Raw genomic sequence first — 25,817 nt, forward strand, 5'->3', positions numbered from 1 at the left:
AGTAGGCTAGCGCCGTGAAGGTGATCCATGCGGCGGCCCCGGTCCGTGCCCAGACGGTCGACACCATCCGGGCCGAGATCATCAGCGGTGCGCTCAAACCCGGACAGCGGCTCGTCGAACGCGAACTGTGCGAGCAACTGGACGTGTCACGCAACACCATCCGTGAGGCCTGCCGCCAGCTGGAAGCCGAGGGTTTCCTCGTCATCCCGCCCCATAAAGGCCCGACCGTCGCTCAGCTCAGCGACGATGAAGCTCGCGCGATCTACGAGGTGCGCGAAGCCTTGGAATGCTTCGCCGTGCGACTGTTCGTCGAACGGGCTTCCGACGAGATGCTGAACCGGCTAAAGGACACGCTCGCCAAGCTCAAGGCAGCGCACCAATCCGGCCGGGTCTCGCGCATGCTCAGCACGAAGAACAGGTTCTACGACGCGCTGTACTCCGGGGCCGGAAACGACGTTTTGCACGCACAGGCCCGGCTCCTGCACGGCAGGCTAGCCCAGCTGCGCGCCCGTTCACTGGAACATCAGGGCCGTCCGCAGTCCAGCATCGAGGAGATCGAGGAAGTCGTGGAACACATCGCCGCACGGGACGCGGACAGAGCGAGCGAGCTATGGCGGGACCACATCCGCAACGCTGCGGCCACAGCGCTGGCCCCGATCTGACCGAACGTCCTATCGGGACACAGGAAGTCTCGGACTTCAAGACAACAGCGGCGCAAGCGCGCCGAGCAGTACCAACGTTGTGCCGCCGCACCAGTCCGCGTCCGCATCGGGCACAGGGAATACCGGGTTGAGGGCCGTGAACAACTCATCGAACCGGTCTCTGCTGGAGGTCGCCGGCGACGACTGCGAATCACCGGTCATGTTCAGGGAAGGCACCCAGTCGACGAGCGAGTCGACCCGGCGGCGGAGGCGTGTCGACGCTCACGATTTTCATGGGCGCCGACACAAGCATCTCCCGACGACGAAACGTCAAACAAGTCCTGAGACCACACAGCACGCTTTCCGTGATGGGCCCCGGGTCTTGCGTGCCCGGCCGGGTGGTTGATCATGTCCGCGGTGTGTTGATCTTGATCTTGTTTCGGTGCTGTGGCCGCATCTGGCTCGGGTACGGATCGAGGCGGTGTCGGCTGCTGGCGGTGCGGTGCAGATCCGGGCCAGGACCAGGAGCGCTTCGGCGGCGTGTTCAGGGTGCGGGTCGGTGTCCGAGCGGGTGCACAGTCGCTACGAGCGCCGCCTGTCCGACACCGCGTCGGCGGGCCGTGAGGTGCTGATTCGGCTGACTGTCCGCCGGTTGTTCTGCGACAACGCCGACTGCGCGAAGACGACCTTCGCCGAGCAGGTGCCCGGCCTGGCCGCGCGCTATGCCCGGCGCACCACGGTTTTGGAGCGAGTGCTGTGCGCGGTCGGGTTGGCGTTGGGCGGTCGGGCTGGGGCACGGTTGACCTGGCACCTGGCGGCGTCGGTGAGCCGGATGACCTTGGTGCGCATGGTGCGGGCGCAATCGGATCCCGACCGGCCGACGCCGCGCGTGCTGGGGGTGGATGACTTCGCCCTGCGCCGCGGCCACCGCTTCGGGGTCAGCCCCCCGCAAAACGATCGTGCCGGATCCATGCACCACCACAACCTCGCCGGTTGTCGACCGACACCCATCCGGAAAGCACGCTGTTCGCGGCCACCACAGTGGTATCGACTACCCCTTTGGTCACCCCGGTCGAGTCCGGACCGAGCAGCACCCTGATAGTTGTACTGAAACATGATTGTAAGCATAATTAGATACCTGTGCAGACGCGGGGGTCTGCCCAGGAGCGGGATTGACGGCTACCGATGACGATAGTGAGGGTTTCTTGTGAAGCTGGTGTGTTATACCTCGGAGGCGGGTGCACCGCGTCTGGGTGTCGTCATCGACGACGAGGTTCACGATGCCTCGCGGCTGCTCGGTGGTCAGGTGATCCGGGACGTGCAGGAGCTGCTGGAGCTCGGGGACAAGGCTGACCGCCTGCGTGACGTCGTCTCGTCCGACCGAGCCCGCCGTGCGTCGGCTCCGGTGGCCGAGCCGATGTTGATGTCACCGGTGCTCAGGCCGCCGAACATCCGCGACCACATCGCCTTCGAAGAGCACGCGACCAGGAACTTCACCCGTGAGCTTGCCCCGGTCTGGTACCGGCGGCCGATTCACTACTACAGCAACACTGCCCGATTGGTCGGGCATGACGGGCCTGTGGTGACCCCCGCGACGGAGCGGCTGGACTACGAGCTCGAGATCGCCGCGGTCATCGGGCGTGAAGTCTCCGACGCCACCGCCGATGACGCCCTTTCCGCCATCTTCGGCTTCACCATCTTCAACGACTGGAGCGCACGGGACCTGCAGCCCGACGAAATGGCTTACGGTCTGGGCCCGTCGAAGGGCAAGGACTTCGCGAGTTCTGTCGGGCCGGCCGTGGTGACCGCCGACGAGCTGGCAGCGCACCTGCGTGAAGGCGTGCTGCACCTGACGTGCGTGGTGCGTGTCAACGGGCAGACCTGGGCTGAGAGCAACTCGAAGAATCAGTACCACTCGTGGACCACCATGATCGTCCACGCTTCGCAGGACAGCCGGCTGCTTCCGGGAGATCTGCTGGCCAGCGGCACTGTGGGCGGATGCTCGATCGGTGAAGCCATCCGGCTCGGCAAACCGGCGCACTACCTCGAGCCAGGCGACGTCGTGGAGCTGGAGGTGGAGGGAATCGGCGTGCTCCGCAACACTATTCGGGAGCCGGTAGCACCCGTCGCACGCCGGCCGTTCAGGGCGCACGAGCTGCCCCCGATGCCGCAGCCGATCAAGCACGACGCCTGATCGCCGGATGGCGCGGCCGCGATGCTCCGAGCATCGCGGCCGCGCCATCCCGAGATCGCGGCTACGGCTTGAGGTCGGCTTCGAACTGCGCTTCCTCGAGCCGCTTCCGCACGACGGTGAGGAACCGGCCAGCGGCATGCCGATCGACCCGCCGCGCGTGTGCGATCAGAGAAATGGTGCTCACCGAGCTGATCGTGATGGTGTCCTCGCCTCGCGGCCCCTCGACGATCCTTGGCCGTTTCACGACCGCGCCCATACCGAGACTCGCGGTTTGGTCCTCGCGCAACGCGGGTGTGTCGACGAGCACCCCTGCGTCCCCTTCGACCGCCGCTATCGAGAACGTCGCGGCCGCGGTCGTGGTCGCTCCCGAGCCTGTTGCCGCCGCCCGGGCCAGCCCCGCGACGTTGAGCCGGTCGGCGTACTCGACCACGACGCCGTCAGTATGGCCATCCGTGGCGATGCCCAGGTTGATCGGCCCCGATGCGGCCGGGGCAAGCGCGGGCACTTTCCGCACGGCATCGACGACCGCCTGGGCCAGGAACGCGAGAATGGTCAGATCCACGCTTTCCCTCGCGGCGAAGCCCGGCCCGAACCGGTCGCGGAGTGATACCAGCCTCGTGACGTCGACTTCCTGCTGGAGGATGATCACCGACCCGGCCACCGAGGTCGGCGCGGGTGGCGGTTGCCCGGCGCCGGTGACCGTTTGCCGTGCGGCCGGCGCTTGCCGGACGCCGGTGGGCACCGCCCGCGGAGCGTGCGCCGGTTTGCTCAGTGGACCGGGCTGCCAGGGCTCGGCCCCCGCGGCCGCGAGGACGTCCTGTTTCCGGATCCGGCCGCCCGGCCCGCCTCCCCGCAACATGTGCAGCGCGATACCGTGTTCTCGCGCCAAGGCCCGCACCTCGGGCGTTGCGAGCACGACGGTCCCGCTGTTGCCGGCTGCCGGTCGTGTCGGTTGCGGGGGCGGCGCCGCCTGTTCGACAGCGCAGGCTCCCTCGGCGACGACGGCGAGGTCGCCGCCGACCGCGACGGTTTCGTCCTGACCGGCGATGATCTTCTCGATGACGCCCGTAACCGGGCTGGGGATCTCGGTGTCGACCTTGTCTGTCGCGACCTCGAGCAACGGCTCGCCTTCTTCGACGAGGTCACCCTCCTTCTTGAGCCACTGCAAGATCGTGCCTTGGGTGACACTCTCGCCGAGGGCAGGCATCTGAACCTGGACAGACATGGGTCGTTCGTGCTCCTTCGCTAGGGTCGTCGCCCATGGACGCCGGGCCCGTGCCGGAGCCGGAGTCCGGTGATCGATGAACAACCAGGCAACCCTGTTGCGGAACGAGACGACGCGGGCCGTACCGGACGCCGTGCTCCGTTGGACCCCATCGCTCCGCCCCGCTGATGCTCGCCTTGCTCCAGAAGATTATGAACAGGTGAGTCTTGTGTCAACTGACGCGCTTGACGAATGCAGAGGTTTATCAACAGTTGCGAGGCCGGCCCTTCTGGTGTTTCTATTATGTTTCTCGTTTCACGGCTGCTCGGTACCGGTCACCGCCAGAAGGGACGAAGCATGACATCGTCGTCGGAACTGGCGCCGGGGACGCGCCGCCGCGCACTGGCTGCCGGTGCGATCGGCAATTTCGTCGAGTGGCACGACTTCGTCGTCTACGGTTCGCTTGCCAGTGCGATCGCGTTCGCGCTGCGGCCGGTTGGTGGTTCATCTTCGGGCAGGCGATCCTCGGGGTGTTCGTCGGGGCGAGCAACGCGCCGCTCGCGGTGCTCTGCATCGAGTTGTTCGCTGCCAGAGTCCGGTTTGCTACCGGTGCGATCGGCCAGGCCCTCGACGCCGGGCTCATCGGTGGTTCGAGGCCTCTGGTGGCCACCGCCCTGATCGCCGCGACCGGCCTGGCGCTCGCGCCGGCCTACTACCTCGTCGTTTTCGTTGTGCTCGCGCTGATCATCATGGCCGCACTGGTTCCCGAGACCAGGGGCGCCGATCTGGCGAGCGGCGAGGTCGCGCTCGGCGCCAGCAAGATCACTCGTAATACTGTTGCCTGAAATTGGGAGGAAATGACGTGGGCTCGCTGGACGGGAAGGTCGCGTTCATCACCGGCGCTGCTCGGGGCCAGGGCCGTAGTCACGCCGTGCGGCTCGCCGCGGAAGGGGCTGACATCCTCGCCGTCGACATCTGCGCCCAGCTGGATTCCGTGCCTTATCCGATGGCCACGCCGGAAGACCTGGAGACGACAGCCTTGGAGGTCGAAGCTCTGGGACGGCGGGTCTGGACCGCGATCGCGGACGTGCGCGACTTCGACGCCCTCGGCAAGGCGATGGCCGAGGGGCTCGACCGGCTCGGATCGGTCGACATCGTGCTGGTCAACGCGGGGATCGCGCCGATGTCGGTCAACGATCACCAGGATGCGTGGCAGGACGTCATCGACGTCAACCTGACCGGCGTGCAGAACACCCTTCGCTTGGTCGCGCCCGTGCTGGTCGCCCAGGGACGCGGTGGCGCGATCGTCATTACCAGCTCGACGATGGGCCTCGCGGGCGTGGGCACCGACAAGCCGGGCGCGCTGGCCTACACCGCATCCAAGCACGGCGTCGTCGGTCTGATGCGGGCGTACGCCAACTTCCTCGCCCCGCACAGTATCCGGGTCAACACGGTGCATCCGGCCGGAGTCGGCACCACGATGGTGCTCAACCCCGCCATGGAGGAGTACCTGCAGTCCGTCGGCACGCGATCCGGCGGCGGAAACGCACTGCCGGTCGACATGGTCGAGCCGATCGACGTCTCGAGCGCCGTGGCCTGGCTGGTTTCCGACGCGGCGCGCTACGTCACGGGGGTCACGCTGCCGGTCGACGCCGGGTACCTCAACCGCCGCTAGGGCCTGTTTCATAAGTTGATCAAGGTTTGAGATGATCTTGATCCGTGGCGCGTGGTGATCTGACCAACGAGCAGTGGGCGAAGCCGGAACCGTTGCTGCCCGAGGGTAAGAAGTCTGGCAGGCCGCCGAAGCATGCGAAACGGACGCTGATTGACGGGATCCGGTTTCGGGTTCGGACTGGGGTGCCGTGGCGGGATCTGCCGGAGCGTTATGGCCCGTGGGAGACGGTGTATGGCCTGTTCCGGCGCTGGCAGCGGGATGGCACGTGGAAGAGGATTCTGACTGCGTTGCAGGCGGACGCGGACGCTGCGGGCCTGATCACCTGGGATGTCAGCGTGGACTACACGGTCGCTCGTGCGCATCAGCACGCCGCCGGTGCGCGTCAAAAGGGGATCTCCAGAAGGAATCTCCAGGCGGGGTCGAGGTCGAACCGGACAATCACGGGCTGGGCCGCTCCCGCGGAGGATTGACGACCAAGACTCACCTGGCGGTCGAGCAGGGGCAGAAGCCCTTGTCGATCGTGATCACCGCTGGCCAACGAGGTGACTCGCCCCAGTTTCAGGTGGTGCTCGACCGTATCCGGGTGCCCCGGCCCGGTCGCGGCCGACCGCGATTCCGCCCGGACCGGGTGCTCGGCGACAAAGCTTACGGGTCCCGCGCCAACCGAGCCTACCTGCGCAGGCACGGTATCCGTTGCACCATCCCGGACAAGGCCGACCAGGTCCGCCACCGCAAGAAGAAGGGATCACGCGGAGGACGGCCACCTGCATTCGACAAAGAGATCTACAAGCAACGGCACGCTGTCGAGTGCGGAATCAACCGCCTCAAACGCAACCGAGCCGTCGCCACCAGATACGACAAGCTCGCCGTCCGCTACGAAGCCACGGTCACCATCGCAGCGATCAACGAGTGGCTCCCAAAACTTTCGAAACAGACCCTAGCAGGCCGGGCCCGGCTGTTCGGCGCTTGTCACGCCGGCGGTTTCATCATCGCGGTCACCTCGGCCTCGGCACGGGCAAGTGCGGCATCGCGGCTCAGGTCCTCGGTGGCCGACTTGATGAGCCGGGTCGTTCCCCGGGTCAGGTCGTCGCGGTAGCGCTCGTCGGTGATGTCGTAGTTGAGGTTCTTGACGTAGACCCGCAGCCGTTCGCGCAGCTCCGGGTCCTGGTCGCCCGAATCGAGCACCTGCGGCAGAAACGTGGCGCGCACGAGGAGCCCGTGCGCGACCTTGCGGGCGCGCTCACCGCGCAGGCCGATCAGGGTCTCGCGCGGCGAGCAACGGATGAGATGGTCCTTCCACCAGTCGAACACGTTCGGCGGTTCGACGGTCGCCACCTCGACATACGGGCGTTCAAGGACTCGGGCGAGCGTTTCGACTGCCAGCTCGAGATAGGAGGTTCGTTCCTTGCGGGCGAGTTGCTCGACGAAATTGCTGAGCTCGTACCGGGCCCGGTCCATCGAGAAGCAGTAGCGGCGGATCCCGTGGATCGAGTCGTCGAACAACCCGTACTCGAAGTTGAAGATCCGGAACGGGCTCTTCGCCGAGCGGTGCAGCGCGGAGCGCACGGCCTCGGAGCCCTTCTCGAACTGCCATGGTGGTACCGCATGGCGGTGTCCGGCGAGCAGCTCGGACAGGACCGGCCCGCCGTGATAGCTCTGCGGGAGCACGGCGCCGGGAGACGCGGCGTAGGTGATGCTGACGCCATCGGCCTGTGCCTGCCGCATGAACCGGTTGCACCCCAGGTAGACCAATGGTGCCGTGTACCGGGTGACGGCGGGGGAGACGAGCTCGTCGGCGTGGAACGCGGCGTCGAACAGGCGCCGCACCCAGTCTTCCCCCCACACCTCCTCGGCGCAGCGGGCGATCTGCTCGCCGTACCGGGATTCCTCACGTTGGATCCGGGCGCCGACCGTGGCGGCGCCGAGCAGGCCGAGAATCGCGGCGGAGGCCGTGTCGAACCCGGCGCTCCCGTCACTGGAGCGGATGAGCAGCTCCATGCCGTCCAGCAAGTGCCCGAACCCGTGGTCGGTGTCGACCGCCACGGCGGGGCGCAGGCCGGCCAGCATCTGCACGCCGGCGCGGGTGAACTCCTGCTGGCGACCTTCCGTGCCCATCGCGGCGACCAGGAACTCGCGCAGTACCCGCGCCGCGTCCTCGTCGTGCCGCGGCCCCGGACCTTCCTCGATCGCGGCCGAGATCGCTTCGGCTGTCTCCGCCAGCTCGGGGGTCTCGCGAAGCAGTTCGAGGAAGCTCGCCAGCTGCGGCCGGAACCCGGTGGAGACGGGTTCGGCCCGCCACCGGTTGGCGGCGACGGAGATTTCCGCGAGCGAAACCAGTGGTGCGCGCCGGCCGTTGCCCTCGGTCGCGGGATACGGGCTGAGTACGCCCTTTCGCACCCACTGGTTGACGGCCTGCCTGCTGACGCCGACCGAGCGTGCGGCCTCGGCCTGCGACACGAGGTCGGTGGGTTTCTCCGCGTGTGCCGTGCCCATCCGCAACCGCTCCGCAGCCCGTTCGAGCGCCCGGATCAGGTCACCGCGCGGAACCGCGCCGGCTTCTCCCAGCGCGAGCGCGAGCTGCTCGAGCGACAGTGAGATGGACAGTTCGGAGTTCCCAGTCATCACAACCTCTCGTCAAGTAAGTCACTTGACGGCGTCTACTTGTGTTAGTCGAATCTACCGCACGCCGGCGGCGACGCACCCCCAGTGGTTGGGACCATGGCCCGTGCAGGCATGGAACCTCCCGTCCACTCCGGCGTGGGGGCGGAGTGCTCTCACCGTGCGCCCAAAATAGCTTTTCGTCAAGTGTGTCACTTGACGAAATGTGATGACGGATCTACGGTCTTGCTTGCCGCACCCCACACGTTCCGAACTCCAACGGGGGAGTCATGGTCGTTGCCGACGTTCACGCCGCCGTACAGCTTGCTCGTGATGTCGCCGAGCTCATACCCGCCCCGCCAAGTTCGCTCCGCGACGACGAGGCCAGTCACCAGATATGGGCTGAGGTCATGGTGAACGCGGCGAATGGCCTGGCCGCCGCCTATCGAGAGCGCCCGCACGTGCTGGAGGCCGCCATCGGGCCGGCGCTCGAAGTCGGTGTCAACCCGCCGTGGCGGGTGCTGTTGATCCTCGCGCTGACACGGCTCGGCGGGGTCACGCACGAGCTGACCCCGCTCGCCAGGCGGTCGCGGAAGCGGGCCATCGGCTGATGACCTCCCCGGATTCCGGCCGTGGCACAGCAGAATGGGAAGGTTGAGATGAACGAGGGAAACGGCGCCGGATCGATGCCGGCCGATCCGCGCGCCATCTACGAGACGATGGCCACGATCTCCGTGGGCGAGGCGGCGACGGTGGGTGCCGTCCGCGCTGGGCGCCTCAACGCGGCTGTGTACCCGGTGCGCGGACTGGAGGGCGTCTGTGCGGCGCTGGGCGACGTGCTCGAGCCGACCGACTACCTGGTCTCGACGTACCGGAACCTCGGGGACGCCGTGGCCAAGGGCGTCGAGCTGCGCCGCGTCATCGCGGAATCCTACGGGCGCAAGCTCGGGACCAGCAAAGGCAAGGGCGGTCCGATGCATCTTGTGGACGTCCACGCCGGGCTGATGGCGACCAGCGGGATCGTCGGCGGTGGGGTACCCATCGCGGTCGGCCTGGCCCTCGCGGCGCAGCTCGACGGTGAGGGGCAGATCGCCGCCACCACGTTCGGCGACGGCGCCACCTCCATCGGCGCTTACCACGAGGCGATGAACCTCGCGGCGCTCTGGAACCTGCCGATCGTGTTCGTGTGCCAGAACAACCAGTGGGGCGAGCACACCGCGCTCGTCGACTACGCCGGCAACCCCGATCTGTCGGAACGGGCCCGTAGCTACGGTATGCACAGCGTGGCGGTCGACGGCTTCGATGTGCCGGCGACGTGGCGCGCGCTCCGGGATGCGGCGGACCACGCGCGTTCCGGTGCGGGACCCGCGTTCGTGGAGGCCATCACCTACCGGCTCGGTCCGCACTCGGCAGCGTCCGACCGGGGATACATGCCCAAGCAGGACTTCGACGCCGCGATGGAGCGCGACCCCACGCCGGCGTTCCGCAAGCAGCTCCTCGAGTCCGGCACGGCGACCGCCGGGGAACTGGACCGCATCGACGCGCGCGTCCACACGCTGGTCGAGGACGCGATGCAGGCGGCGATCGACTCGCCACCACAGACCGACGACGAGCTGTTCACCGACGTGTTCGCCGATCCCGCCGCCATCCCCGCCACGAAATGGAAGGCCCGCGCATGACCGCCGCCCAGCTGGTCGCCGGCACATCCGCCACGACCGAGGAGATGAACTGCCAGCAAGCGGTGCGCTCCGCGATGGGGCTGGCGCTCGAAGCCGACCCGCGGGTGCTGGTCCTCGGCGAGGACGTCGCCGATCCCCCCGGCGGCGTCATCGGTACCACCAAAGGGCTCTCGACGCGGTTCGGGCCGAACCGGGTGCGTGCGACGCCGATCGCCGAACAGGCGATCATCGGCGCCGCCATCGGCGCCTCACTCGCGGGCTACCGGCCCATCGCCGAGATCATGTTCTGCGACTTCCTGGCGGTCTGCGCGGACCAGATCGCGAACCACGCGGCGAAGTTGCGGTACATGTCCGGCGGCGAGACGAACGTGCCCATCACGATCACGACCTTCGTGGCGGGCGGCCGGTTCGGCGCCCAGCACACGCAGTCGCTCGAGGCTTGGTTCATGCACACGCCGGGCATGAAGGTCGTCATGCCGTCGAACCCGATGGATGCCAAGGGGTTGCTCGCCAGCTGTATCGCCGACGATGATCCCTGCCTGTTCGTGCAGCCGCTGGCGTTGATGTTCGCGCCGAAGCAGGAAGTGCCGGTCGGCGAGTACGCCGTGCCACTCGGCAAGGCGTCCGTCGTGCGGCAGGGAAACGACGTCACGATCGTGTCATACGGGGTGCAGGTCCCGCAGGCCCTCGCCGCGGCGGAGGAGCTGAAGGCCGAGGGAGTCAGCGCGGAGGTGATCGATCTGCGCAGCCTGGTCCCGCTGGACATGCCGACGGTGCTGGAGTCGGTCGCACGAACCCGCCGGGTCGTGATCACTCATGGCGCCACGGAGTTCTGCGGCCCTGGCGCCGAGATCGCCACCCAGATCTACGACGAGCTGTTCGGCGAACTCGCCGCGCCCGTCGCGCGGGTGGCCGCGCCGTACGCGCCCATGCCGTTCGCCCCCGACATGAGCTATTTGCCGATGGGGGCGGACATCGCGTCGTCGGCGCGGGCCCTGTTCGCGAAGTAGCAGGCGGAGGCGATCGGATGAGCGCGCTCGAGGGCCAGGTGAGGGGGCTCGATGACGTCCGCGCCGTGCGGCGGGTACTCAGCGGCGAGGACGACGCGCGATGACAGCCGATCCGGCCACGACGACGGAGCCAGGCGTCGACCAGGCGCCGCGGTGCGCCGGCTGGTCGACGAGCAGCAGATCCTCGCGCCGCTGACCCGCTACACGCATCTCTGCGACGCGCGCGACGGCACCGCCTGGGAGATCTTCAGCGAGGACGGCACCGACGATCACAACCTGTTCGGGCAGGCCATCCACGGCTGGGACGCGATCGAGTCGATGTTCGCGCGGTCGTCGGAGAACCTGGAGGCCACCGCGCATTTCATCAGCAACACCGAGATCGAAGTGGACGGCGACCGGGCCAAGACCAGGACGTACGCGCAATGCTGGACGTGGCTTCGTTTCTCGGGGGACAAGGGCGCGGTCCGGCCGTGCGACTACGTGTTCGTCGGCGTGTACAACGACGATCTGGTGCGGACGGCGGACGGCTGGCGCATCTCTTACCGGCGGACGACCCCGCTCGGCACGGGCGCACTGGGCCTTGGCGAAGGGAACGAGACCTACTTTGCGGCCTACGCCGCCGGGGTCGCGCGGGCGTTGTGACGAGCGGCCCAATAATGTTGATAGCCGAGCTAATAATGATATTCTGAACACTACTGGACGTCCGGCCACGGTACGAGGAGCCTTTCCATGCAGCCAGCAGATCCGGTACTGGTCGAGACCACCGGCGGTGTCGGTGTGCTCACGCTCAACGAACCGGATCGGCGGAACCCGCTCAGTCCGGCGGTCGTCGACGCCCTCACCCAGTCGCTGCGCCGGCTCGCCGACGACGGCACGTGCCGGGCGGTCGTCCTCCGGGGCGCGGGGCGCGGGTTCTGTGCCGGCGCCGACCTCACCCGGATGCGAGCGGCATCGGCGCTCGAGGACCGGGACGAGTACAACGCCATCCTCATGTTGAACAAGACCTTGTGGGGGTACCGGAAACCGACGGTCGCCGCGGTGCACGGCTTCGCCCTCGGCGCGGGCTGCAACCTCATGAACTGGTGTGACGTGGCCATCGTGGAGGACGATGTCCGCCTCGGATTCCCCGAGGTGATCGCCGGCGTGCCGTCCGCGACGGTGATCCCGACCCTGCTTCGCACCGTGGGCCGCAAGGCGACGATGGAGTTCGTGCTCTCCGGCGCGAAGATCGATCCCGCCAGGGCCGAGCGGCTGGGCCTGGTCAACCGGGTCGTCGGCCGGGGTGAGGCGTTCGGTGCCGCGATGGAGTTCGCCGGGACCGTGGCCGCGCACGACCCGTCCGCGGTGCAGCTCACCAAGGACATCGTGCGGGCAGTGAGCGACATGAGCTACGAGCAGGGCATCGAGTACGCCAAGGAGGTGCGGGTCGTCGCGCGCATGGCGCCGGACTTCGGCGTGCGGATCCGGCAGGGCGGCACGCCCGACACCGCCGGGGTGAGCCGGCCGTGACCCGCCCACTGCAGGACGTGCGGGTTCTCGACCTCACCACGGTGCTCGCCGGTCCGCTGTGTTCGATGATGCTCGGCGACGCCGGAGCCGACGTGATCAAGGTCGAGCCGCCGGGCGGCGACCCGTCCCGCCGGATGGGGCCGCCGTTCTGGGGGGGCGAGGGCGCCGAGTTCCTGGCGCTCAACCGCAACAAGCGTTCGATGGTGCTGAACCTCAAGAAGGATGAGGACCGGCGGACCTTTCTCGAGCTGTGCGAGTCCGCGGACGTCCTGGTGGAGAACTACCGCACCGGGGTGACCGCGCGCCTGGGCATCGGCTACGAGGAGATCTCCCGGATCAACCCCCGTATCGTCTACTGCTCGATCTCCGGTTTCGGCCGAACCGGGCCCCGCAGCGACCAGCCCGCGTACGACGCGATCATGCAGGCGTTCACCGGCATGATGGCCAGCACGGGCACGCCAGGCGGAGAGCCGGTCCGCGCGAACGTCTCCATCTGCGACATCGGCGCGGCCATGTACGCCAACCAGGCCATCCTGCTGGCCCTGGCCGCCCGTGCGCGGACCGGACAGGGTCAGTACGTCGAGGCGTCGATGTTCGAGACGCAGATCGCCTGGCTGCTGTATCGGGCGGTCGGCTACTTCGCGACAGGCACGGCGCCGGCGCGGAAACTCGGGTCAGCGGCCCCGCATGTCGTTCCCTACGAGGCGTTCCCGGTCAAGGACGGCTACGTGATCGCCGGGGCCCTCAACGACGGGTTGTTCCGCCGCATGATGGACGCGATGTGCCTTGGCGAGCTGGGGACCGATCCGCGCTTCGCGGAAAACCCGAAGCGGGTCGCGAACCGGCAGGAGCTCAAGGCCCTGCTCGACCGGCGATTCCAGGAGGAGACCACCGAGTACTGGGTCGCCACGTTCACCGAGCACGGCATCCCGCACAGCCCGCTGAACTCCGTCGAGGACGTGCTGAACGATCCGCAGACCGAGGCGAGGCAGATGATCGTGGAGATGGACCACGCGAAGCTGGGCGCGATCAAGATGCCCGGACCGGCGATCACGTTGTCCGGCACCCCCTGCCGCGCCGAACTGCCGCCGCCCGGCCTCGGCGAGCACCAGGCCGCGATCATCGACGCGCTCGGCGAGACCGGGACCTGGCCGGCGCGGACGTACCTCGATCCGGATCTCCTCAGCGCGCACGGGGACGGTGCGCATGGCTGAGCTGGTCAACGTATCGGCGGACGCCGCAACCAGGGTCGGCGTCGTGACGATGTGCGGGGCGCCGAACAACTACCTCAACCGTTCCGTCCTGGACGCGGTGCTCGACGGCCTGCGCACGCTGGACGACGATCCTCGCTGCGACGCGATCGTGCTGGTCGCGGAAGGGAAGCACTTCTGCGCGGGGCGGGACTTCACGGCACCTCGCGGTCCGGGCGACGACTCGGCGAGCGTCTACCGGACTGCCGCGTCGTTGTTCGACATCGCGACGCCGTGGCTCGCGGCCGTGCGGGGAGGTGCGATCGGCGCGGGATTCGGTCTCGCGCTCGCCGCGGATTTCCGGGTCTGCGCCGCCGACGCGTATTTCTGGCCGAACTTCGTCACACTCGGCCTGCACCACGGCTTCGGGACGACGGTGACCCTCCCTCGGCTGGTGGGGCCGCAGCGCGCCGCTCGCATGCTGATGAGCGGGGCGAAGATCGGCGTGGGCACGGAAGCCGCGACGGGTTTGACCGACGCGGTCGTGCCGACGGACGAACTCGTGTCCGCGGCAGTCGCCTTCGCCGAGGAATTCGCCCGGAATCCGGCACCCGCGGTGCGCGCCGTCCGGGCGACGATGCGGGCGGGACTTCGGGACCAGTTCGCCGCTGCGGCCGAGCACGAATCAACCGAGCAGAGCCGGCTCACCAACGCCAAGAAGACCACCACAGAGTCCGGGAATCAGGAGAAGCGGGCATGAGCCGACTACGGATGGGCATCGTCGGTGCCGGAATGGCCGGGTTGTATGCGGCGTACCGGTTGCGCGAGCAGGGCCATGACGTCATGGTCTTCGAGAAGGACTCCGACGTCGGCGGTACCTGGCACGTCAACGACTATCCGGGTCTGCATGTCGACGTCATCACGCGCAGCTACGAGTTCGCCGAGATGCGCAGCAGCGCCTGGTCCCGCCGCTACGCGCCGGGCGTGGAGGTCGGCGCGTACCTGAAGTCGTTCACGCGCGAGAAGGACCTGTATCCGCTGATCCGGCTCGGCACCGAGGTCACCGGCACCACGTGGCGCGGCGACGCCTGGGAGGTCGTCACCGCGGACGGGTCGGCGCACGTGTTCGACGCCGTGCTCGTGGCGACGGGTTTCCTGCGTGTCCCGAAGATGCCGCGCTTCCCGGGCCTGGACGGCTTTCAGGGGCCGGCGTTCCATTCGTCGCGGTGGGATCACTCGGTGTCTCTCGACGGCAAGCGGATCGGCGTGATCGGCACCGGGTCCAGCGGCATCCAGATCGTCAGCGAACTGGGCAAGCGCGGCCACGACGTGGTGCACTTCATCCGCACTCCGCAATGGATTCAGATCAAGGAGAATCCCCCAATCTCCTGGCTGGAGAAGGTGCTGCTGTGTGTTCCGGCGACGGCGAAATACTGGGACCGGCGCATGCAGCGGCTCCGGGTCAGGACCGAGGGCCCCGAGACGTGGCGGCTGGAGCCCGGAGCCGACCGCAACGCGGCGAACCAGCGGTTCCTCGACATGCTGGAGCGGGAGATCCCGGACCCCGTCCTGCGGAAGCGGCTCACCCCGGCGGAACCCCTCGGCTGCAAGCGCATCCCCAAGTCGCCCGACTACTACCAGGTGCTGCAGCGGCCCAACGTGCGGCCGGTGTTCGGCCCGGTCGGCGGCGTCGAGCCCGACGGGATCGTCGATGCGGACGGCACCAAGCACCCCGTTGATGTCCTCGTGCTGGCGACCGGCTTCGACACGCACGCGTACATGCGGCCCCTGCGGATCACCGGTGCGAACGGCGTGACGATCGACGAGCTGTGGCGGGACTCGGTGTTCTCCTACCGCGGGGTCGGCCTTCCGCAGATGCCGAACCTGTTCCTGCTTAACGGTCCGTTCGCACCGATCAACTCATTGGCGATCCCGCTGTGCCTGCGGGACGAGGTCGGCTACCTGCTCAGGCTGCTGGATGTCATCGGGCGCGAGGGCAAGCCGATGGCGCCGACCCGCGCGGCGACCGAGCGTTTCGTACAGACCATCCGCGACCGGCTGCCGAACACCACCTATTCGTTGTGCGACAACTGGTACACCGACGCGAGCGGCACCCAGGTCATCTGGCCGTTCACCCGCGCCGAGCACGGCCGCCAGTACGACGAGCTGAACCTGGACGACTTCGAGACCTTCGGACTGCCAGTCAAGGCGTTGCGCTGAACCGGCACGAGCACAGGGAGGAGACGACGTGGACGACGCGGTGATCTGCGAGCCGTTGCGCACCCCAGTTGGCGGATTCGGCGGGACCCTTCGCGACGTCGCGCCGCATGAGCTGGCCGCGACCGTGATCCGGGCACTGCTCGATCGCACGAACCTGGCCCCGGCAGCGGTCGACGACGTGCTGCTCGGCAACTGCTACCCGACCATGGACGCCCCCGCGATCGGCCGGGTGGCCGCGCTCGACGCGGGGCTGCCGGTGACCGCCTCCGGGCTGCAGATCGACCGCCGGTGCGGGTCCGGGCTGCAGGCCGTGCTGTACGCGGCCATGCAGGTCCAGACCGGCGTCAGCGAGCTCGTGCTGGCCGGCGGCGCGGAATCGATGTCCAACGCGCCCTTCTACTCCACGAGCATGCGCTGGGGGGTGAAATCCGGTCCGGGCGTCCTGCTGCAGGACGCGCTGACGACCGGTCGCCTCACCGCGGGCGGCAAGAACTTTCCCGTCCCGGGCGGCATGCTCGAAACCGCGGAGAACCTACGGCGGGAGTACTCGATCTCGCGCCAGGAGCAGGACGAATACGCGGTACGCAGCCACCACCGGGCCGCTGCCGCCGCGGCGGCCGGGCAGTTCGACGACGAGATCGTGCCGGTGGAGGTCAAGCGCCGCAAGGAAACCGTCGTGGTCGATCGCGACGAGCACATCAGGCCGCACACTTCCGTCGGCTCGCTGGCCCGGCTGCACCCGGTGCTCGGCCGGGACGACCCGGACGCCACGGTGACCGCAGGCAACGCGTCAGGGCAGAACGACGGCGCCGCCGTCTGCGTGGTGACCACTGCCCGCAAGGCGGCCGAGTACGGGCTGCGCCCGCTGGTGCGGGTCGTGTCGTGGGGCGTCGGCGGTGTCCCGCCGCGAACGATGGGCATCGGACCGGTGCCGGCGGTCGCGAAGGCGCTGGACGCGGCCGAGTTGGCGCTGAAGGACATCGATCTGATCGAGCTCAACGAGGCGTTCGCGGCCCAGGTGCTGGCGTGCACCCGCGAGTGGGGATTCACCGTCGGCGACTTCGACCGCCTCAATGTCAGCGGCTCGGGAATCTCGCTGGGCCACCCGGTCGGTGCGACCGGCGGCCGGATCCTGGCGACGCTGGCCCGGGAAATGGTCCGGCGCGACGTCCGCTATGGGGTCGAGACGATGTGCATCGGCGGTGGTCAGGGACTGGCCGCGGTGTTCGAGCGGGTGACGTCCTGAGTCTGGCCCGGTTCTCAACACCGAAAGGAGCACCACTTGACGTCGAACAGTGAAAAGGTCGCCATCGTGACCGGGGCAGCGCAGGGAATCGGTGCCGCGACCGCACGACGCCTGGCGAGCGACGGCTTCGCGGTCGCCGTACTGGACCTCAAGGAGGACACCGCCGAGAAGGTGGCCGCCGATATCGAGTCGAGCGGCGTCCGCGCGATCGGGGTGAGTGCGGACGTCTCCGATGCCGACCAGGTGCGCGCCGCGGTGACCCGAGTGCACGACACACTCGGTGCGCCGGCCGTGCTGGTCAACAACGCCGGCGTGACCCGCGACAACCTGCTCTTCAAGATGGCCGATGCCGATTGGGACGCGGTTCTCGGCGTCCATCTTCGCGGTGCGTTCCTGATGAGCCGGGAGGTCCAGCGGTACATGGTGGCGGCTTCCTGGGGCCGCATCGTGAACCTTTCCAGCACGTCCGCGCTGGGCAACCGCGGCCAGGCGAACTACGCGACGGCGAAGGCGGGCCTACAGGGGTTCACCAAGACCCTCGCGCTCGAACTCGGCAAGTTCGGTGTCACCGTCAACTCGATCGCACCCGGTTTCGTCCAGACCGACATGACCAAGGCGACCGCCCAGCGCATCGGGCAGGACTGGGAAGCCTACGTCGCCGCCAGGGCCGCGCAGATCCCGGTCGGCCGGGCAGGTGTTCCGGACGACATCGCGCACGCGGTGTCCTTCTTCGTGAGTCCCGGGGCGGGTTTCGTCTCCGGGCAGGTGCTGTACGTCGCGGGCGGCCCGCGCGGCTGACCGCCGTGTACCGGCACGAACCCGCCCGTCGCATGTTTGACTAACAAGCTATGTTGTTACTAACATAATTAGAGCGCCCTCTAACAAGGTTGCTCGTGTGGATGGGGTGACGGCCGCCGGCGGCGTCCTCACGGACGTCGCGGCATCCTGCACGTGACCGGATTGGACTGCCAGATGAGCGTTGGTGACGTGGACTCGTTGTCCACGGAGACGTACCCGTGCCAGGAGAAGCTTGTCCCCGGGGTGTTCGCCGTCGTACAGGCCGACGGGGGGTGGGGGCTGAGCAACGCCGGGCTGATCTGTGCCGACGGAGTCTCGGTGCTGGTCGACACCTTCTTCACGGAGAGCCGCAACCGGATCCTGCGGGAGATGGTGACGGCGACGGCTTCGGCACCGCCGGACTTCATCGTCAACACCCACCATCACGGTGATCACGTTTACGGCAACGGATGGTTTCCCGAGGCCACCGTCGTTTCGCACACCAGTACTCGCGACGCGGTACTTCGCATGGACGCCGGAGCGTCGGCCCGCCGCTTCACGACGGTCGACTTCGGCGAGGCTCGCCCCACCCCGGCTGCCCTCACCTATGAGACGAGCGCCCGGATCCATGTCGGGGACATGACCGTCGAGGCCTTCTTTCCCGGCGTGGCGCACTGCGCGGGGAACACGGCGGTGTTCGTGCCCGAACGGTCGGTGTTGTTCGCGGGCGATCTGTTGCTGAGCAACTGCACGCCGACCTTCGTCGGCGGCAGTGCACGCGGCTTCCTCCCGGTTCTCGACCTGCTCCGCAACCTGGACGCCGAACACGTCGTTCCCGGTCACGGTGCGCTTTGCTCGGCCGGCGTCATCGACGAGACAGAGCGCTACGTGCGGTTCGTGCTCGACCTCGCCGCCGACGGACTCGCGAAGGGACGAACCCCGCTGGAAATCGCTCGTGGCGCCTCGCTGGGGGAGTTCGAGAGCTGGCTGGACAACGAGCGCATCGTCGGCAACCTGTATCGCGCTATGCACGAACTCGGCGGCGAGGCCGCCGAGAGTCGGATCGACATGCCGGCGATGTGGCGCGACACGGAGGCGTGGCTGGGCCGTCCAGTGCACAGCCACGCCTGAAACGCGCGCCGTTACCCCAGATACCGCAAGATCCGACTGGAGAAGTGACATGAAAATCGCCGTCGACCTCACCAAGTGCCAGAACCACGGCCAGTGCACCTACTCGGCGTCCGAGGTGTTCTCGTTGGACGACAACGGAGAGCTGTCGTTCCGCGCGGTGGCGAAGGACGAGTACGTGTCCGGCGAGCTTCCTGGCTCCGTCGCCGAGGACGTCGAAGAGGCGATCGACGTGTGCCCCGTTCAGGCGATCCGCCAAGTCGACTGATGACGGACCGAGTTGTCGTCGTCGGTGCGTCGCTCGCCGGACTGCGCGCGGCCGAATCGGTGCGCAGGGCGGGCTTTCCCGGGGAGGTCGTCGTCCTGGGCGCCGAGCGGCATATGCCCTACAACCGCCCGCCCCTGTCCAAGACGCTCGACGGTGCCGACCCGGTCGAGTGGCTGAAGCCGGGCAGGCACGCCGCCGAGGTCGAATGGCGTCTCGGGCAGGCGGTCACCGGCTCGGATCTTTCCGCGCGCACCGTACGACTCGAGTCGGGCGACGTGCTGTCCTGGACCGGGCTCGTCGTCGCGTCCGGTCTGCGCCCGCGCAGGCTCGACCTCCCCGAGCCCGCTGCCGGCCGGTACGTGTTGCGTAGCCTCGAGGACCGCGACAGATTGCTGTCGGCTTTCGATGAGGTGCGGTCGCTGGTCGTCATCGGCGCCGGTTTCATCGGTTGTGAGGTCGCCGCCGCGGCGGCGGCGCGCGGCGTCAAAACCCACGTGGTCGCACCGGAAACCGTGCCGATCGAACGGCCGCTCGGTCCGCTCGTCGGTACCGAGATACGGCGCCGGCTGGAAGCGCTGGGCGTGCTGTTCCACCTCGGCACGGTCCCGGTGGAGTTCCGCGGCGAGGCCAGGGTGCGCAGTGTCGTGCTCGCGGACTGGACGGAGATCGCGGCCGACGCCGTGCTCGAAGCGGTGGGCAGCAGGCCGAACGTCGAATGGCTTAGCGGCAATGGGCTGGACCTGTCCGACGGGGTCCGCTGCGACGAGCACCTCCGGGTCGAGCACCGGCCCGACGTGGTGGCGTGCGGGGACGTCGCCCGGTTCCCGAACGCGCTGTTCGACGAGGTTCCCCGGCGAGTCGAGCATTGGGTCACGGCCGTCGACACGGCCAAACGAGCAGGCCAGGTGCTCGCGGCCCACCTGCGCGGCGCGGGTTGTGGCGATGCTTTCGCGCCGGTGCCTTCGTTCTGGAGCCACCAGGCATCCATCCGGCTGCAAGCGTTCGGGGCACCCGGGCTCGGTGGCGACGACGTGCGAGTCCTGGAAGGTGAGCTGGGCGGCGAGGCCGCCGTCGGCTACCACCGGGAGGGAAGGCTGGTCGGCGTGGTGCTGCTGGGTCTCACCGCGCGCTATGGCTACTACCGCAAGGAGATCGAGCGGTCGTCCGGCGGCCGGCCGGCGGGAAGGTGAGTGGACAAGTGGACATGCCGCTGCGCCGCCTCGGCAGATCCGGCCTCGTGGTGTCCGTCGTCGGGCTGGGCACGAACAACCTCGGCATGAAGCTCGACTTCGACACGAGCCGGGAGGTTGTGCACGCTGCTCTGGATGCGGGGATCACCCTGTTCGACACGGCCGACGTTTATGGCGCGTCGGAGGAACGCCTCGGGGAGATCCTGCGCGGGCACCGGGACAACGTCGTGATCGCCACCAAGTTCGGCAGCGATGTGCGGCGGCTGGGCAACGACAACGGCGATGACTGGAACGCCCGAGGGGCACGGCGCTATGTCCGGCGGGCGGTGGAAGCCTCGCTTCGCCGCCTGAGAACCGACTGGATCGATCTCTACCAGTTGCACCGGCCCGACGCGCTCACCCCGATCGAGGAGACACTGTCCACGCTCGACGACCTTGTGCATGAGGGAAAGGTCCGCTACCTCGGGCATTCGAACTTCACCGGGTGGCAGGTGGCGCACGCCGAGTGGACGGCCAGGCAGCGCGGATTCGAGCATTTCGTCAGTGCGCAGAACGAGTACAACCTGCTGCGCCGCGATATCGAGCAGGATGTGGTGCCCGCGCTTCGTGAGTACGGGATCGGGCTGCTGCCGTACTATCCGCTCGCCAGCGGGCTGCTGACCGGCAAGTATCGCCGTGGTGCGGATGTTCCGGAGGGCAGCCGGATACAGGCGTGGGGCTTGCAGTCCGTCCTTCGTGACGAGACGTTCGACGCGATCGAGGCGCTCGAGGCGTTCGCCGGGCAACGGGAGCTCTCGCTGCTCGACGTCGCGATCGGTGGCCTGGCCGCGCAACAGGCGGTCTCGTCGGTCATCGCGGGTGCGACCAGCGCGGACCAGGTGCGCGCCAACGTGCGTGCGGTGAGGTGGCAGCCCTCCGCCGCCGACCTGGCCGATCTCGACGCACTGACCAGGAAGAGTGCCGGCTAGTTGCCCGAAAAGGGCGTTCCCCGCCCGGGGAACGCCCTTTCTGACGTGGAAGGGGAGCGGAGAGGCTGTCAGGCCTGCTTCGCGACGGGTAGTGGCCTGCCGCCTACCCAGTCGATTAGCTGTGGGTCGGCCCAGGTGAGGTCACCGCGGATGTGGTGTCCACGCCGGTCGAAGTAGCCGATCGTGCCGGCGTCGAGGTCCTCGACCCGGACCAGGCCGTCTGGTTGCTGTTCGAACACCTGGTTGTATAGGGGATGCCTGACCTGCATGGGTCTTCCTCTCATTGTTCCGATCGCCGAAGAAGACGGTCACTGATTGATGTATTCCATCAGGGTCTTGTGGAAATGGCGGATACGCGATTCCTGGTAGCGCGACATCATCAGGCCCCGGCGATAGTGCCGCAAGGCCTTCATGCCTCGCTGGACCTCCGGGATGTTGTTCGCGTCCTGGTTGAGCACCGGGCCCAGCCGGCCGAGTTCCTCGGCGTCGGTCCACTCCTGGTCCTCCCGAAGCCATTTGACCTTGGCGGGTTTCGGGCGTTCGGTGCCGGGGGGATACGGGCTGAGGAACATGACGTCGAGGATGGACGTCTCGTGGTCGTCGCCGTTGGGCCGGAAGCGGTACACCAGTGACGGGCCCGCGGCCATCCACGGCGCGAAGTTCGGGAAGACGGTGTAGGCGATCGGATCCAGGATTTCGCAGTCCGTCGCGGTTTCCGCGGCGTCGTCCCCGAGCAGGGGCTTGAGCTGCGTGCGGAGCTGCTCGGCGATGAACTCACGGGGAGTCTGCCCGTCGGCGACCTTCAGGTCGTCCGCCACCAGGTCGCGGCCCTCCATCGCCCGCCCGTAGTACTGCCGGTTGAGCAGGTAGTTGGCCATGATGGTGTCGTCGTCGGTGCCCTTCATATGCGGGCTGGAGTAGCCCGCGACCGTGATCGCGCGGCTGATGTGGCGCTGGTCGGGCCACACCGTGTACTCCGTGCTCTCGTCCGCCGTGCTGCCCAGCAGCTGCGGGTGGGTCGCGATGAGGTGGAAGGACTCCAGGAACGCCTCGGCGGTCACCTTCCAGTTCGCCGGGATGATCTTGGCGATGTGGATCGAGGTGTACCGGTCTTCCAGCGGGCGGTGCTTGAAGTGGTCGGGCAGGGTCTCCAGGTACACGTCCAGTGGTGCCGCGTTGCGGTCCATGTTGATGAAGACGAAGCCGCCCCAGCTGCCGACCTTCACCTGCGGCAGGCTGAAGCGCTCCGGATCGACCTGCGGGAAGTCCCAGCCGCTCGGGTTCTCGGCGAACGTCCCGTCGATGTTCCAGGTGAACCCGTGGAACGGGCACCGGAAGTTCGGCACGCATCCGCCTTCGGTGCGCAGCCGCCGGCCACGGTGCAGGCAGACGTTGAGGAACGCCTTGATCTCGTGCGGGCCGGTCCGCACGACGAGGAAGGAGTCGTCGACGATGTCGTACACAACGTGGTCGCCGACGTTGGGGATCTGCTCCTCGCGGCAGGCCATCTGCCAGACCTTGCGCCACACCTTCTCGACCTCGAGCTCGTGGAACTCGCGGGAGAGATACCGATCGATGGGGATCGCCTCGACGCCGAGATCGGTCGCGCTCTCGCGGCGCAGGACTTCCGGCACATCCCGGTGTTCCCGCTTCAGCACCTCTTGAACGCGCGGACCGGTTGAGCCGTTGAGATCCTGAGACAAAGTTGATCACCATCCACAGACCGAGTGTGGGAGCCGCTTCACCAGCGTAGCAATGCGCGCCCAATTATGTTAATACATAGAAATCATAACTTGAGCGAAGGGCTGCTCGCAAGCCGGTCAGCGCTGCCGTGTAGTTATGCTTGAAGGTTGGAACCGAGCAAGCTTGGATGAGAAGGTGGCGGTGGCATCGAAGCTGGACGGCAAGGTAGTGCTGATCACCGGCGGCAGCTGGTGGTGGCGCGTTCGTCAACATCAGCTCACCCACCGGCACCGCCTTCCCGGCCCCGGGGATGGCCGCATACGGTGTCGCGAAGGGTGCGCTGGTCGTGTTGACCAGGTACATGGCGCGCGAGTGGGGCGAGTGGAACATCCGTGCGAACGCGATCGCTCCGGGGCTGATCGTGGACGACCGCCACGTGACCGCCGACGCGATCGCGAGCAACCCGGTGTACCGGGCGCTGCTGGACCGGACCTCGCTCAGGAGACCGGGTGTGCCGGCGGACCTCGCCGGTGTGGTCGCGTTCCTCGCGTCCGATGCGGCGCGCTTCGTCAGCGGTGCGCTCATCCCCGTCGACGGGTGCCGTTTCTGAGTTAGTGCACCACAATTCGAGGCCCGCGCAGCTGGCCGTGGGCGATGGAGGAGCGAATGGAAATCGACGGCGCGGTTGCCGTGGTCACCGGTGGTACCGGTGCGATCGGCCAGAGTGTGATCGCCCTGCTGGCCAAGCATGGGGCTCGTCCGGTGGCGTGGGACCTCTACGTCGAGGGCGGCCAGGACGGGGTGATCTCGTGTGATGTCGGTTCCGCGGAATCGGTCGAGGCGGCGATGGAGCAGACAGTCGCCCGGTGGGGTGTCCCCGCGATTCTGGTGACGGTGGCCGCCGTTTCCGGTGGGTTCAGCCCGCTGGCGACGTCGGCCACGGGCACGGAATGGGACGAGGTCTTCACTGCGCCCGAAACATGGGAGCGCGTACTCAGGACCAACGTCGTCGGCGTCGCGAACTGCATGCGGTCCTTCGCGCGGCGCCTCTCCGATGCCCGCCGCCCCGGATCCGTCGTCAACGTCTCGAGCATTTCCTCGGGCCCGGTCGCCGAGCCCGGGCTCGCGGCGTATTCGGCGTCGAAGGCGGCGCTCAACCAGCTGACGCGGGTCGCTGCCGCCGAGTTGGGTCCGCTCGGGATCAGGGTCAACGCGGTCGGCCCCGGACTGATGGAGACCCCGATGCGGGGCCCCAGCCGGCCGAATGCGGGGGTCACGAAGAAGTCCGACGCACGTCCGGCGGAGTTCGCGTCGGAGATCGTCAAGCACGTCCCGATCGAGCAACGCCACGGCCGGGGCGAGGACATCGCACAGGCGGTCGCCGCGATGCTCCAGACGGACTGGGTGACCGGGCAGATCGTCTACGCGGACGGCGGGTTGACGCTGCGCAGTCCCGTGACCACCTGAGGGATGGCGATGACCTTGACTTCCGGACTTGACGAGCTCCGGCGCGAGCTCGCGGAGTTGTGCGCCCTTCGTGACATCGAGGACCTGCTGTCCCGCTATGGCTTCTACAGCGACTGTGGCGCCGTAGCGGCCTGGCTCGATCTGTTCTGCGAGGACGCGTTCATGGACGTCCCGGACTACGAATCGGGCGACCCGGCGGCGACCACGCGCATCGCGGGTCGCGAGCGGCTGCGCACGGAACTCGTCGACAACGGCACCGTGCGTGCCCTCCGCGGTCGCATGCAGCACCACCTGTGTGGACCGCGGACGGTCGAGGTCAGCGAAGGCACCGCGCAGGTCGACTCGTACGCCGTCGTGTTCCGGACGGCAGGCAACGACGACCCGAGCGGGTTCAGCCTGCAGTTCAACAGGTGGACGTTGCGCCAGGTCGAGGGAACCTGGAAGATCGTCGGCTGCGTGCGACGGCCCGTGGATCAGTCGTTGCCGTTTCTGCGCGACATCGCGGATACGGCGGGTTCTCGCGGATCGGCGACCCGGACCCGGTCGCGGGTGTCCGGGGTGAACCACGTCGCGATCAGCGTGTCCGACCTGGCGCGGTCCATCGCTTTCTATACCGAGCGGCTGGGACTGACCGTGGTCGCGACGCAGCCGGCCATCGAAAGCATCGGGGGAATGGCGACCGTCACCGGGTATGACGACGAAGTCCTGCGGGGATCGTGGGCGCTCCTCGCCGCCGGGCCCGACCGGGTCGAGCTCGTGTCCTACCGATCGCCTGCCGGTCAGGTGCCGACGGGGGTCCGCAGGCCGGCGGACATCGGTCTCGCCCATGTCGCTCTGCAGGTCGACGACGTCGACGCGGTGCGCGCAGAACTGACGTCAGCCGGGGTGGTGACCGTGAGTGAACCGGTGGACTTGGGCCGCCACCGCAGCTTCTACGCCTACGGCCCGGACGGCGAGCTCATCGAACTGCTCGAAGAGCGTTCACCCGTGCCGCCCGGTAGCCCATCCCGCTGACCACACGGTCGGCTCGAACTCGAGGAGTTTCCGTATGGCCCGCCTGGCCCAGACAGTCGGCCTCACCGAGGTGCAGGTCGAGATCCTGTCCACCGTCCGTTCGTTCGTGGACAAGGAGATCATTCCGCATGCCCAGGAGTTGGAGCACGCGGACAC

At 67.9% G+C, this 25,817-nt stretch carries 25 protein-coding genes and 3 pseudogenes; 24 read left to right on the plus strand and 4 right to left on the minus strand.

Annotated elements, in window-relative coordinates:
• Nucleotides 1-20: 20 nt before the first annotated feature.
• The 3 genes from FG385_RS03815 to FG385_RS03825 all read left to right on the plus strand — a co-directional run bounded on the left by FG385_RS03815 (nt 21) and on the right by FG385_RS03825 (nt 2,835).
• Entirely contained in the window at nt 21-662 is a 642-nt protein-coding gene (locus tag FG385_RS03815) for a GntR family transcriptional regulator (protein WP_160148720.1), read from the plus strand.
• Nucleotides 663-1,143: 481 nt separating this feature from the next.
• Nucleotides 1,144-1,740, plus strand: a complete 597-nt coding sequence (locus tag FG385_RS03820; RefSeq protein WP_268815900.1) for a transposase family protein — start codon at nt 1,144-1,146, stop codon at nt 1,738-1,740.
• A 117-nt stretch (nt 1,741-1,857) separates the two neighbouring features.
• On the plus strand, nt 1,858-2,835 hold the full coding sequence (locus FG385_RS03825; RefSeq protein WP_139095158.1) for a fumarylacetoacetate hydrolase family protein: 978 nt from the start codon (nt 1,858-1,860) through the stop codon (nt 2,833-2,835).
• Nucleotides 2,836-2,896: 61 nt separating this feature from the next.
• Here the strand turns inward: FG385_RS03825 and FG385_RS03830 are convergent, their stop codons facing one another.
• On the minus strand, nt 2,897-4,060 hold the full coding sequence (locus FG385_RS03830; RefSeq protein ID WP_139095159.1) for a biotin/lipoyl-containing protein: 1,164 nt from the start codon (nt 4,058-4,060) through the stop codon (nt 2,897-2,899).
• A gap of 509 nt (nt 4,061-4,569) precedes the next feature.
• On the opposite strand from FG385_RS03830, the gene FG385_RS03835 reads away from it, so the two are divergent.
• The 3 genes and pseudogenes from FG385_RS03835 to FG385_RS03845 all read left to right on the plus strand — a co-directional run.
• Entirely contained in the window at nt 4,570-4,884 is a 315-nt protein-coding gene (locus tag FG385_RS03835) for a hypothetical protein (RefSeq protein ID WP_139095160.1), read from the plus strand.
• A gap of 17 nt (nt 4,885-4,901) precedes the next feature.
• Nucleotides 4,902-5,714 (plus strand): mycofactocin-coupled SDR family oxidoreductase, encoded by an 813-nt coding sequence (locus FG385_RS03840; RefSeq protein WP_139095161.1) that lies wholly within the window; start codon nt 4,902-4,904, stop codon nt 5,712-5,714.
• Between the two features lie 44 nt (nt 5,715-5,758).
• Nucleotides 5,759-6,630 (plus strand): annotated as a pseudogene (locus tag FG385_RS03845) (IS5 family transposase); the annotation flags it as partial.
• A 53-nt stretch (nt 6,631-6,683) separates the two neighbouring features.
• On the opposite strand, the gene FG385_RS03850 reads toward FG385_RS03845, so the two are convergent.
• Complete coding sequence (locus FG385_RS03850; RefSeq protein ID WP_139095162.1) at nt 6,684-8,336, minus strand: hypothetical protein; 1,653 nt, start codon at nt 8,334-8,336, stop codon at nt 6,684-6,686.
• 386 nt (nt 8,337-8,722) lie between these two features.
• On the opposite strand from FG385_RS03850, the gene FG385_RS03855 reads away from it, so the two are divergent.
• The 14 genes from FG385_RS03855 to FG385_RS03920 all read left to right on the plus strand — a co-directional run bounded on the left by FG385_RS03855 (nt 8,723) and on the right by FG385_RS03920 (nt 21,497).
• Nucleotides 8,723-8,923 carry a hypothetical protein gene (locus tag FG385_RS03855; protein WP_139095163.1) on the plus strand — a complete coding sequence of 67 codons (201 nt, stop codon included), beginning with the start codon at nt 8,723-8,725 and terminating at the stop codon, nt 8,921-8,923.
• Nucleotides 8,924-8,971: 48 nt separating this feature from the next.
• Nucleotides 8,972-9,991, plus strand: a complete 1,020-nt coding sequence (locus FG385_RS03860) for a thiamine pyrophosphate-dependent dehydrogenase E1 component subunit alpha (RefSeq protein WP_139095164.1) — start codon at nt 8,972-8,974, stop codon at nt 9,989-9,991.
• A complete protein-coding gene (locus FG385_RS03865; protein WP_200834282.1) occupies nt 9,988-11,001 on the plus strand; it encodes an alpha-ketoacid dehydrogenase subunit beta in 1,014 nt (337 codons plus the stop codon). Before FG385_RS03860 ends, FG385_RS03865 begins: the two co-directional genes overlap by 4 nt.
• A 153-nt stretch (nt 11,002-11,154) precedes the next feature.
• The gene (locus FG385_RS03870; protein ID WP_160148722.1) at nt 11,155-11,643 is read left to right on the plus strand and encodes a nuclear transport factor 2 family protein; all 489 of its coding nucleotides are present in this window, start codon (nt 11,155-11,157) and stop codon (nt 11,641-11,643) included.
• An 87-nt stretch (nt 11,644-11,730) separates the two neighbouring features.
• Nucleotides 11,731-12,510, plus strand: a complete 780-nt coding sequence (locus tag FG385_RS03875; protein WP_139095166.1) for an enoyl-CoA hydratase/isomerase family protein — start codon at nt 11,731-11,733, stop codon at nt 12,508-12,510.
• Entirely contained in the window at nt 12,507-13,724 is a 1,218-nt protein-coding gene (locus FG385_RS03880) for a CaiB/BaiF CoA transferase family protein (protein ID WP_139095167.1), read from the plus strand. The genes FG385_RS03875 and FG385_RS03880 overlap by 4 nt, the downstream gene beginning before the upstream one ends.
• Nucleotides 13,717-14,460 carry an enoyl-CoA hydratase/isomerase family protein gene (locus tag FG385_RS03885; RefSeq protein ID WP_139095168.1) on the plus strand — a complete coding sequence of 248 codons (744 nt, stop codon included), beginning with the start codon at nt 13,717-13,719 and terminating at the stop codon, nt 14,458-14,460. Before FG385_RS03880 ends, FG385_RS03885 begins: the two co-directional genes overlap by 8 nt.
• A complete protein-coding gene (locus FG385_RS03890) occupies nt 14,457-15,920 on the plus strand; it encodes a flavin-containing monooxygenase (protein ID WP_139095169.1) in 1,464 nt (487 codons plus the stop codon). Before FG385_RS03885 ends, FG385_RS03890 begins: the two co-directional genes overlap by 4 nt.
• Before the next feature lie 28 nt (nt 15,921-15,948).
• Entirely contained in the window at nt 15,949-17,166 is a 1,218-nt protein-coding gene (locus tag FG385_RS03895; protein WP_139095170.1) for an acetyl-CoA C-acetyltransferase, read from the plus strand.
• Nucleotides 17,167-17,202: 36 nt separating this feature from the next.
• Nucleotides 17,203-17,964 (plus strand): 3-oxoacyl-ACP reductase FabG, encoded by a 762-nt coding sequence (fabG, locus tag FG385_RS03900; protein WP_139095171.1) that lies wholly within the window; start codon nt 17,203-17,205, stop codon nt 17,962-17,964.
• Nucleotides 17,965-18,138: 174 nt separating this feature from the next.
• Nucleotides 18,139-19,074, plus strand: coding sequence for an MBL fold metallo-hydrolase (locus FG385_RS03905; protein WP_139095172.1), 936 nt, complete (start codon nt 18,139-18,141; stop codon nt 19,072-19,074).
• 49 nt (nt 19,075-19,123) lie between these two features.
• A complete protein-coding gene (locus FG385_RS03910; RefSeq protein ID WP_139095173.1) occupies nt 19,124-19,339 on the plus strand; it encodes a ferredoxin in 216 nt (71 codons plus the stop codon).
• Nucleotides 19,339-20,529 carry an NAD(P)/FAD-dependent oxidoreductase gene (locus tag FG385_RS03915; protein ID WP_139095174.1) on the plus strand — a complete coding sequence of 397 codons (1,191 nt, stop codon included), beginning with the start codon at nt 19,339-19,341 and terminating at the stop codon, nt 20,527-20,529. The genes FG385_RS03910 and FG385_RS03915 overlap by 1 nt, the downstream gene beginning before the upstream one ends.
• A gap of 14 nt (nt 20,530-20,543) precedes the next feature.
• The gene (locus FG385_RS03920; RefSeq protein ID WP_139095220.1) at nt 20,544-21,497 is read left to right on the plus strand and encodes an aldo/keto reductase; all 954 of its coding nucleotides are present in this window, start codon (nt 20,544-20,546) and stop codon (nt 21,495-21,497) included.
• 68 nt (nt 21,498-21,565) lie between these two features.
• On the opposite strand, the gene FG385_RS03925 is transcribed toward FG385_RS03920, so the two are convergent.
• Both FG385_RS03925 and FG385_RS03930 read right to left on the minus strand, forming a co-directional pair.
• Complete coding sequence (locus FG385_RS03925) at nt 21,566-21,766, minus strand: transposase (RefSeq protein WP_139095175.1); 201 nt, start codon at nt 21,764-21,766, stop codon at nt 21,566-21,568.
• A 39-nt stretch (nt 21,767-21,805) separates the two neighbouring features.
• Complete coding sequence (locus FG385_RS03930; protein WP_200834283.1) at nt 21,806-23,155, minus strand: aromatic ring-hydroxylating oxygenase subunit alpha; 1,350 nt, start codon at nt 23,153-23,155, stop codon at nt 21,806-21,808.
• A gap of 278 nt (nt 23,156-23,433) precedes the next feature.
• Here FG385_RS03930 and FG385_RS03935 point away from each other — a divergent pair.
• The 4 genes and pseudogenes from FG385_RS03935 to FG385_RS03950 form a co-directional block, all read left to right on the plus strand.
• Nucleotides 23,434-23,790 (plus strand): annotated as a pseudogene (locus tag FG385_RS03935) (SDR family NAD(P)-dependent oxidoreductase); the annotation flags it as partial.
• Nucleotides 23,791-23,846: 56 nt separating this feature from the next.
• Entirely contained in the window at nt 23,847-24,647 is an 801-nt protein-coding gene (locus tag FG385_RS03940; protein WP_160148723.1) for an SDR family NAD(P)-dependent oxidoreductase, read from the plus strand.
• A 9-nt stretch (nt 24,648-24,656) separates the two neighbouring features.
• Nucleotides 24,657-25,661, plus strand: a complete 1,005-nt coding sequence (locus FG385_RS03945; protein WP_160148724.1) for a VOC family protein — start codon at nt 24,657-24,659, stop codon at nt 25,659-25,661.
• 34 nt (nt 25,662-25,695) lie between these two features.
• A pseudogene (locus FG385_RS03950) lies at nt 25,696-25,817 on the plus strand (acyl-CoA dehydrogenase family protein); the annotation flags it as partial.

Source organism: Amycolatopsis alkalitolerans, assembly GCF_006152065.1.
Lineage (GTDB): Bacteria > Actinomycetota > Actinomycetes > Mycobacteriales > Pseudonocardiaceae > Amycolatopsis_E > Amycolatopsis_E alkalitolerans.

Coding starts and splice junctions, on each gene's coding strand:
- FG385_RS03890 (WP_139095169.1), top strand. CDS start 14,457: ATGAGCCGACTACGGATGGGCATCGTCGGTGCCGGAATGGCCGGGTTG.
- FG385_RS03905 (WP_139095172.1), top strand. CDS start 18,139: ATGAGCGTTGGTGACGTGGACTCGTTGTCCACGGAGACGTACCCGTGC.
- FG385_RS03885 (WP_139095168.1), top strand. CDS start 13,717: ATGGCTGAGCTGGTCAACGTATCGGCGGACGCCGCAACCAGGGTCGGC.
- FG385_RS03945 (WP_160148724.1), top strand. CDS start 24,657: ATGACCTTGACTTCCGGACTTGACGAGCTCCGGCGCGAGCTCGCGGAG.
- FG385_RS03860 (WP_139095164.1), top strand. CDS start 8,972: ATGAACGAGGGAAACGGCGCCGGATCGATGCCGGCCGATCCGCGCGCC.
- FG385_RS03925 (WP_139095175.1), bottom strand. CDS start 21,766: ATGCAGGTCAGGCATCCCCTATACAACCAGGTGTTCGAACAGCAACCA.
- FG385_RS03910 (WP_139095173.1), top strand. CDS start 19,124: ATGAAAATCGCCGTCGACCTCACCAAGTGCCAGAACCACGGCCAGTGC.
- FG385_RS03915 (WP_139095174.1), top strand. CDS start 19,339: ATGACGGACCGAGTTGTCGTCGTCGGTGCGTCGCTCGCCGGACTGCGC.
- FG385_RS03830 (WP_139095159.1), bottom strand. CDS start 4,060: ATGTCTGTCCAGGTTCAGATGCCTGCCCTCGGCGAGAGTGTCACCCAA.
- FG385_RS03940 (WP_160148723.1), top strand. CDS start 23,847: ATGGAAATCGACGGCGCGGTTGCCGTGGTCACCGGTGGTACCGGTGCG.
- FG385_RS03865 (WP_200834282.1), top strand. CDS start 9,988: ATGACCGCCGCCCAGCTGGTCGCCGGCACATCCGCCACGACCGAGGAG.
- FG385_RS03875 (WP_139095166.1), top strand. CDS start 11,731: ATGCAGCCAGCAGATCCGGTACTGGTCGAGACCACCGGCGGTGTCGGT.
- FG385_RS03850 (WP_139095162.1), bottom strand. CDS start 8,336: ATGACTGGGAACTCCGAACTGTCCATCTCACTGTCGCTCGAGCAGCTC.
- FG385_RS03920 (WP_139095220.1), top strand. CDS start 20,544: ATGCCGCTGCGCCGCCTCGGCAGATCCGGCCTCGTGGTGTCCGTCGTC.
- FG385_RS03855 (WP_139095163.1), top strand. CDS start 8,723: ATGGTGAACGCGGCGAATGGCCTGGCCGCCGCCTATCGAGAGCGCCCG.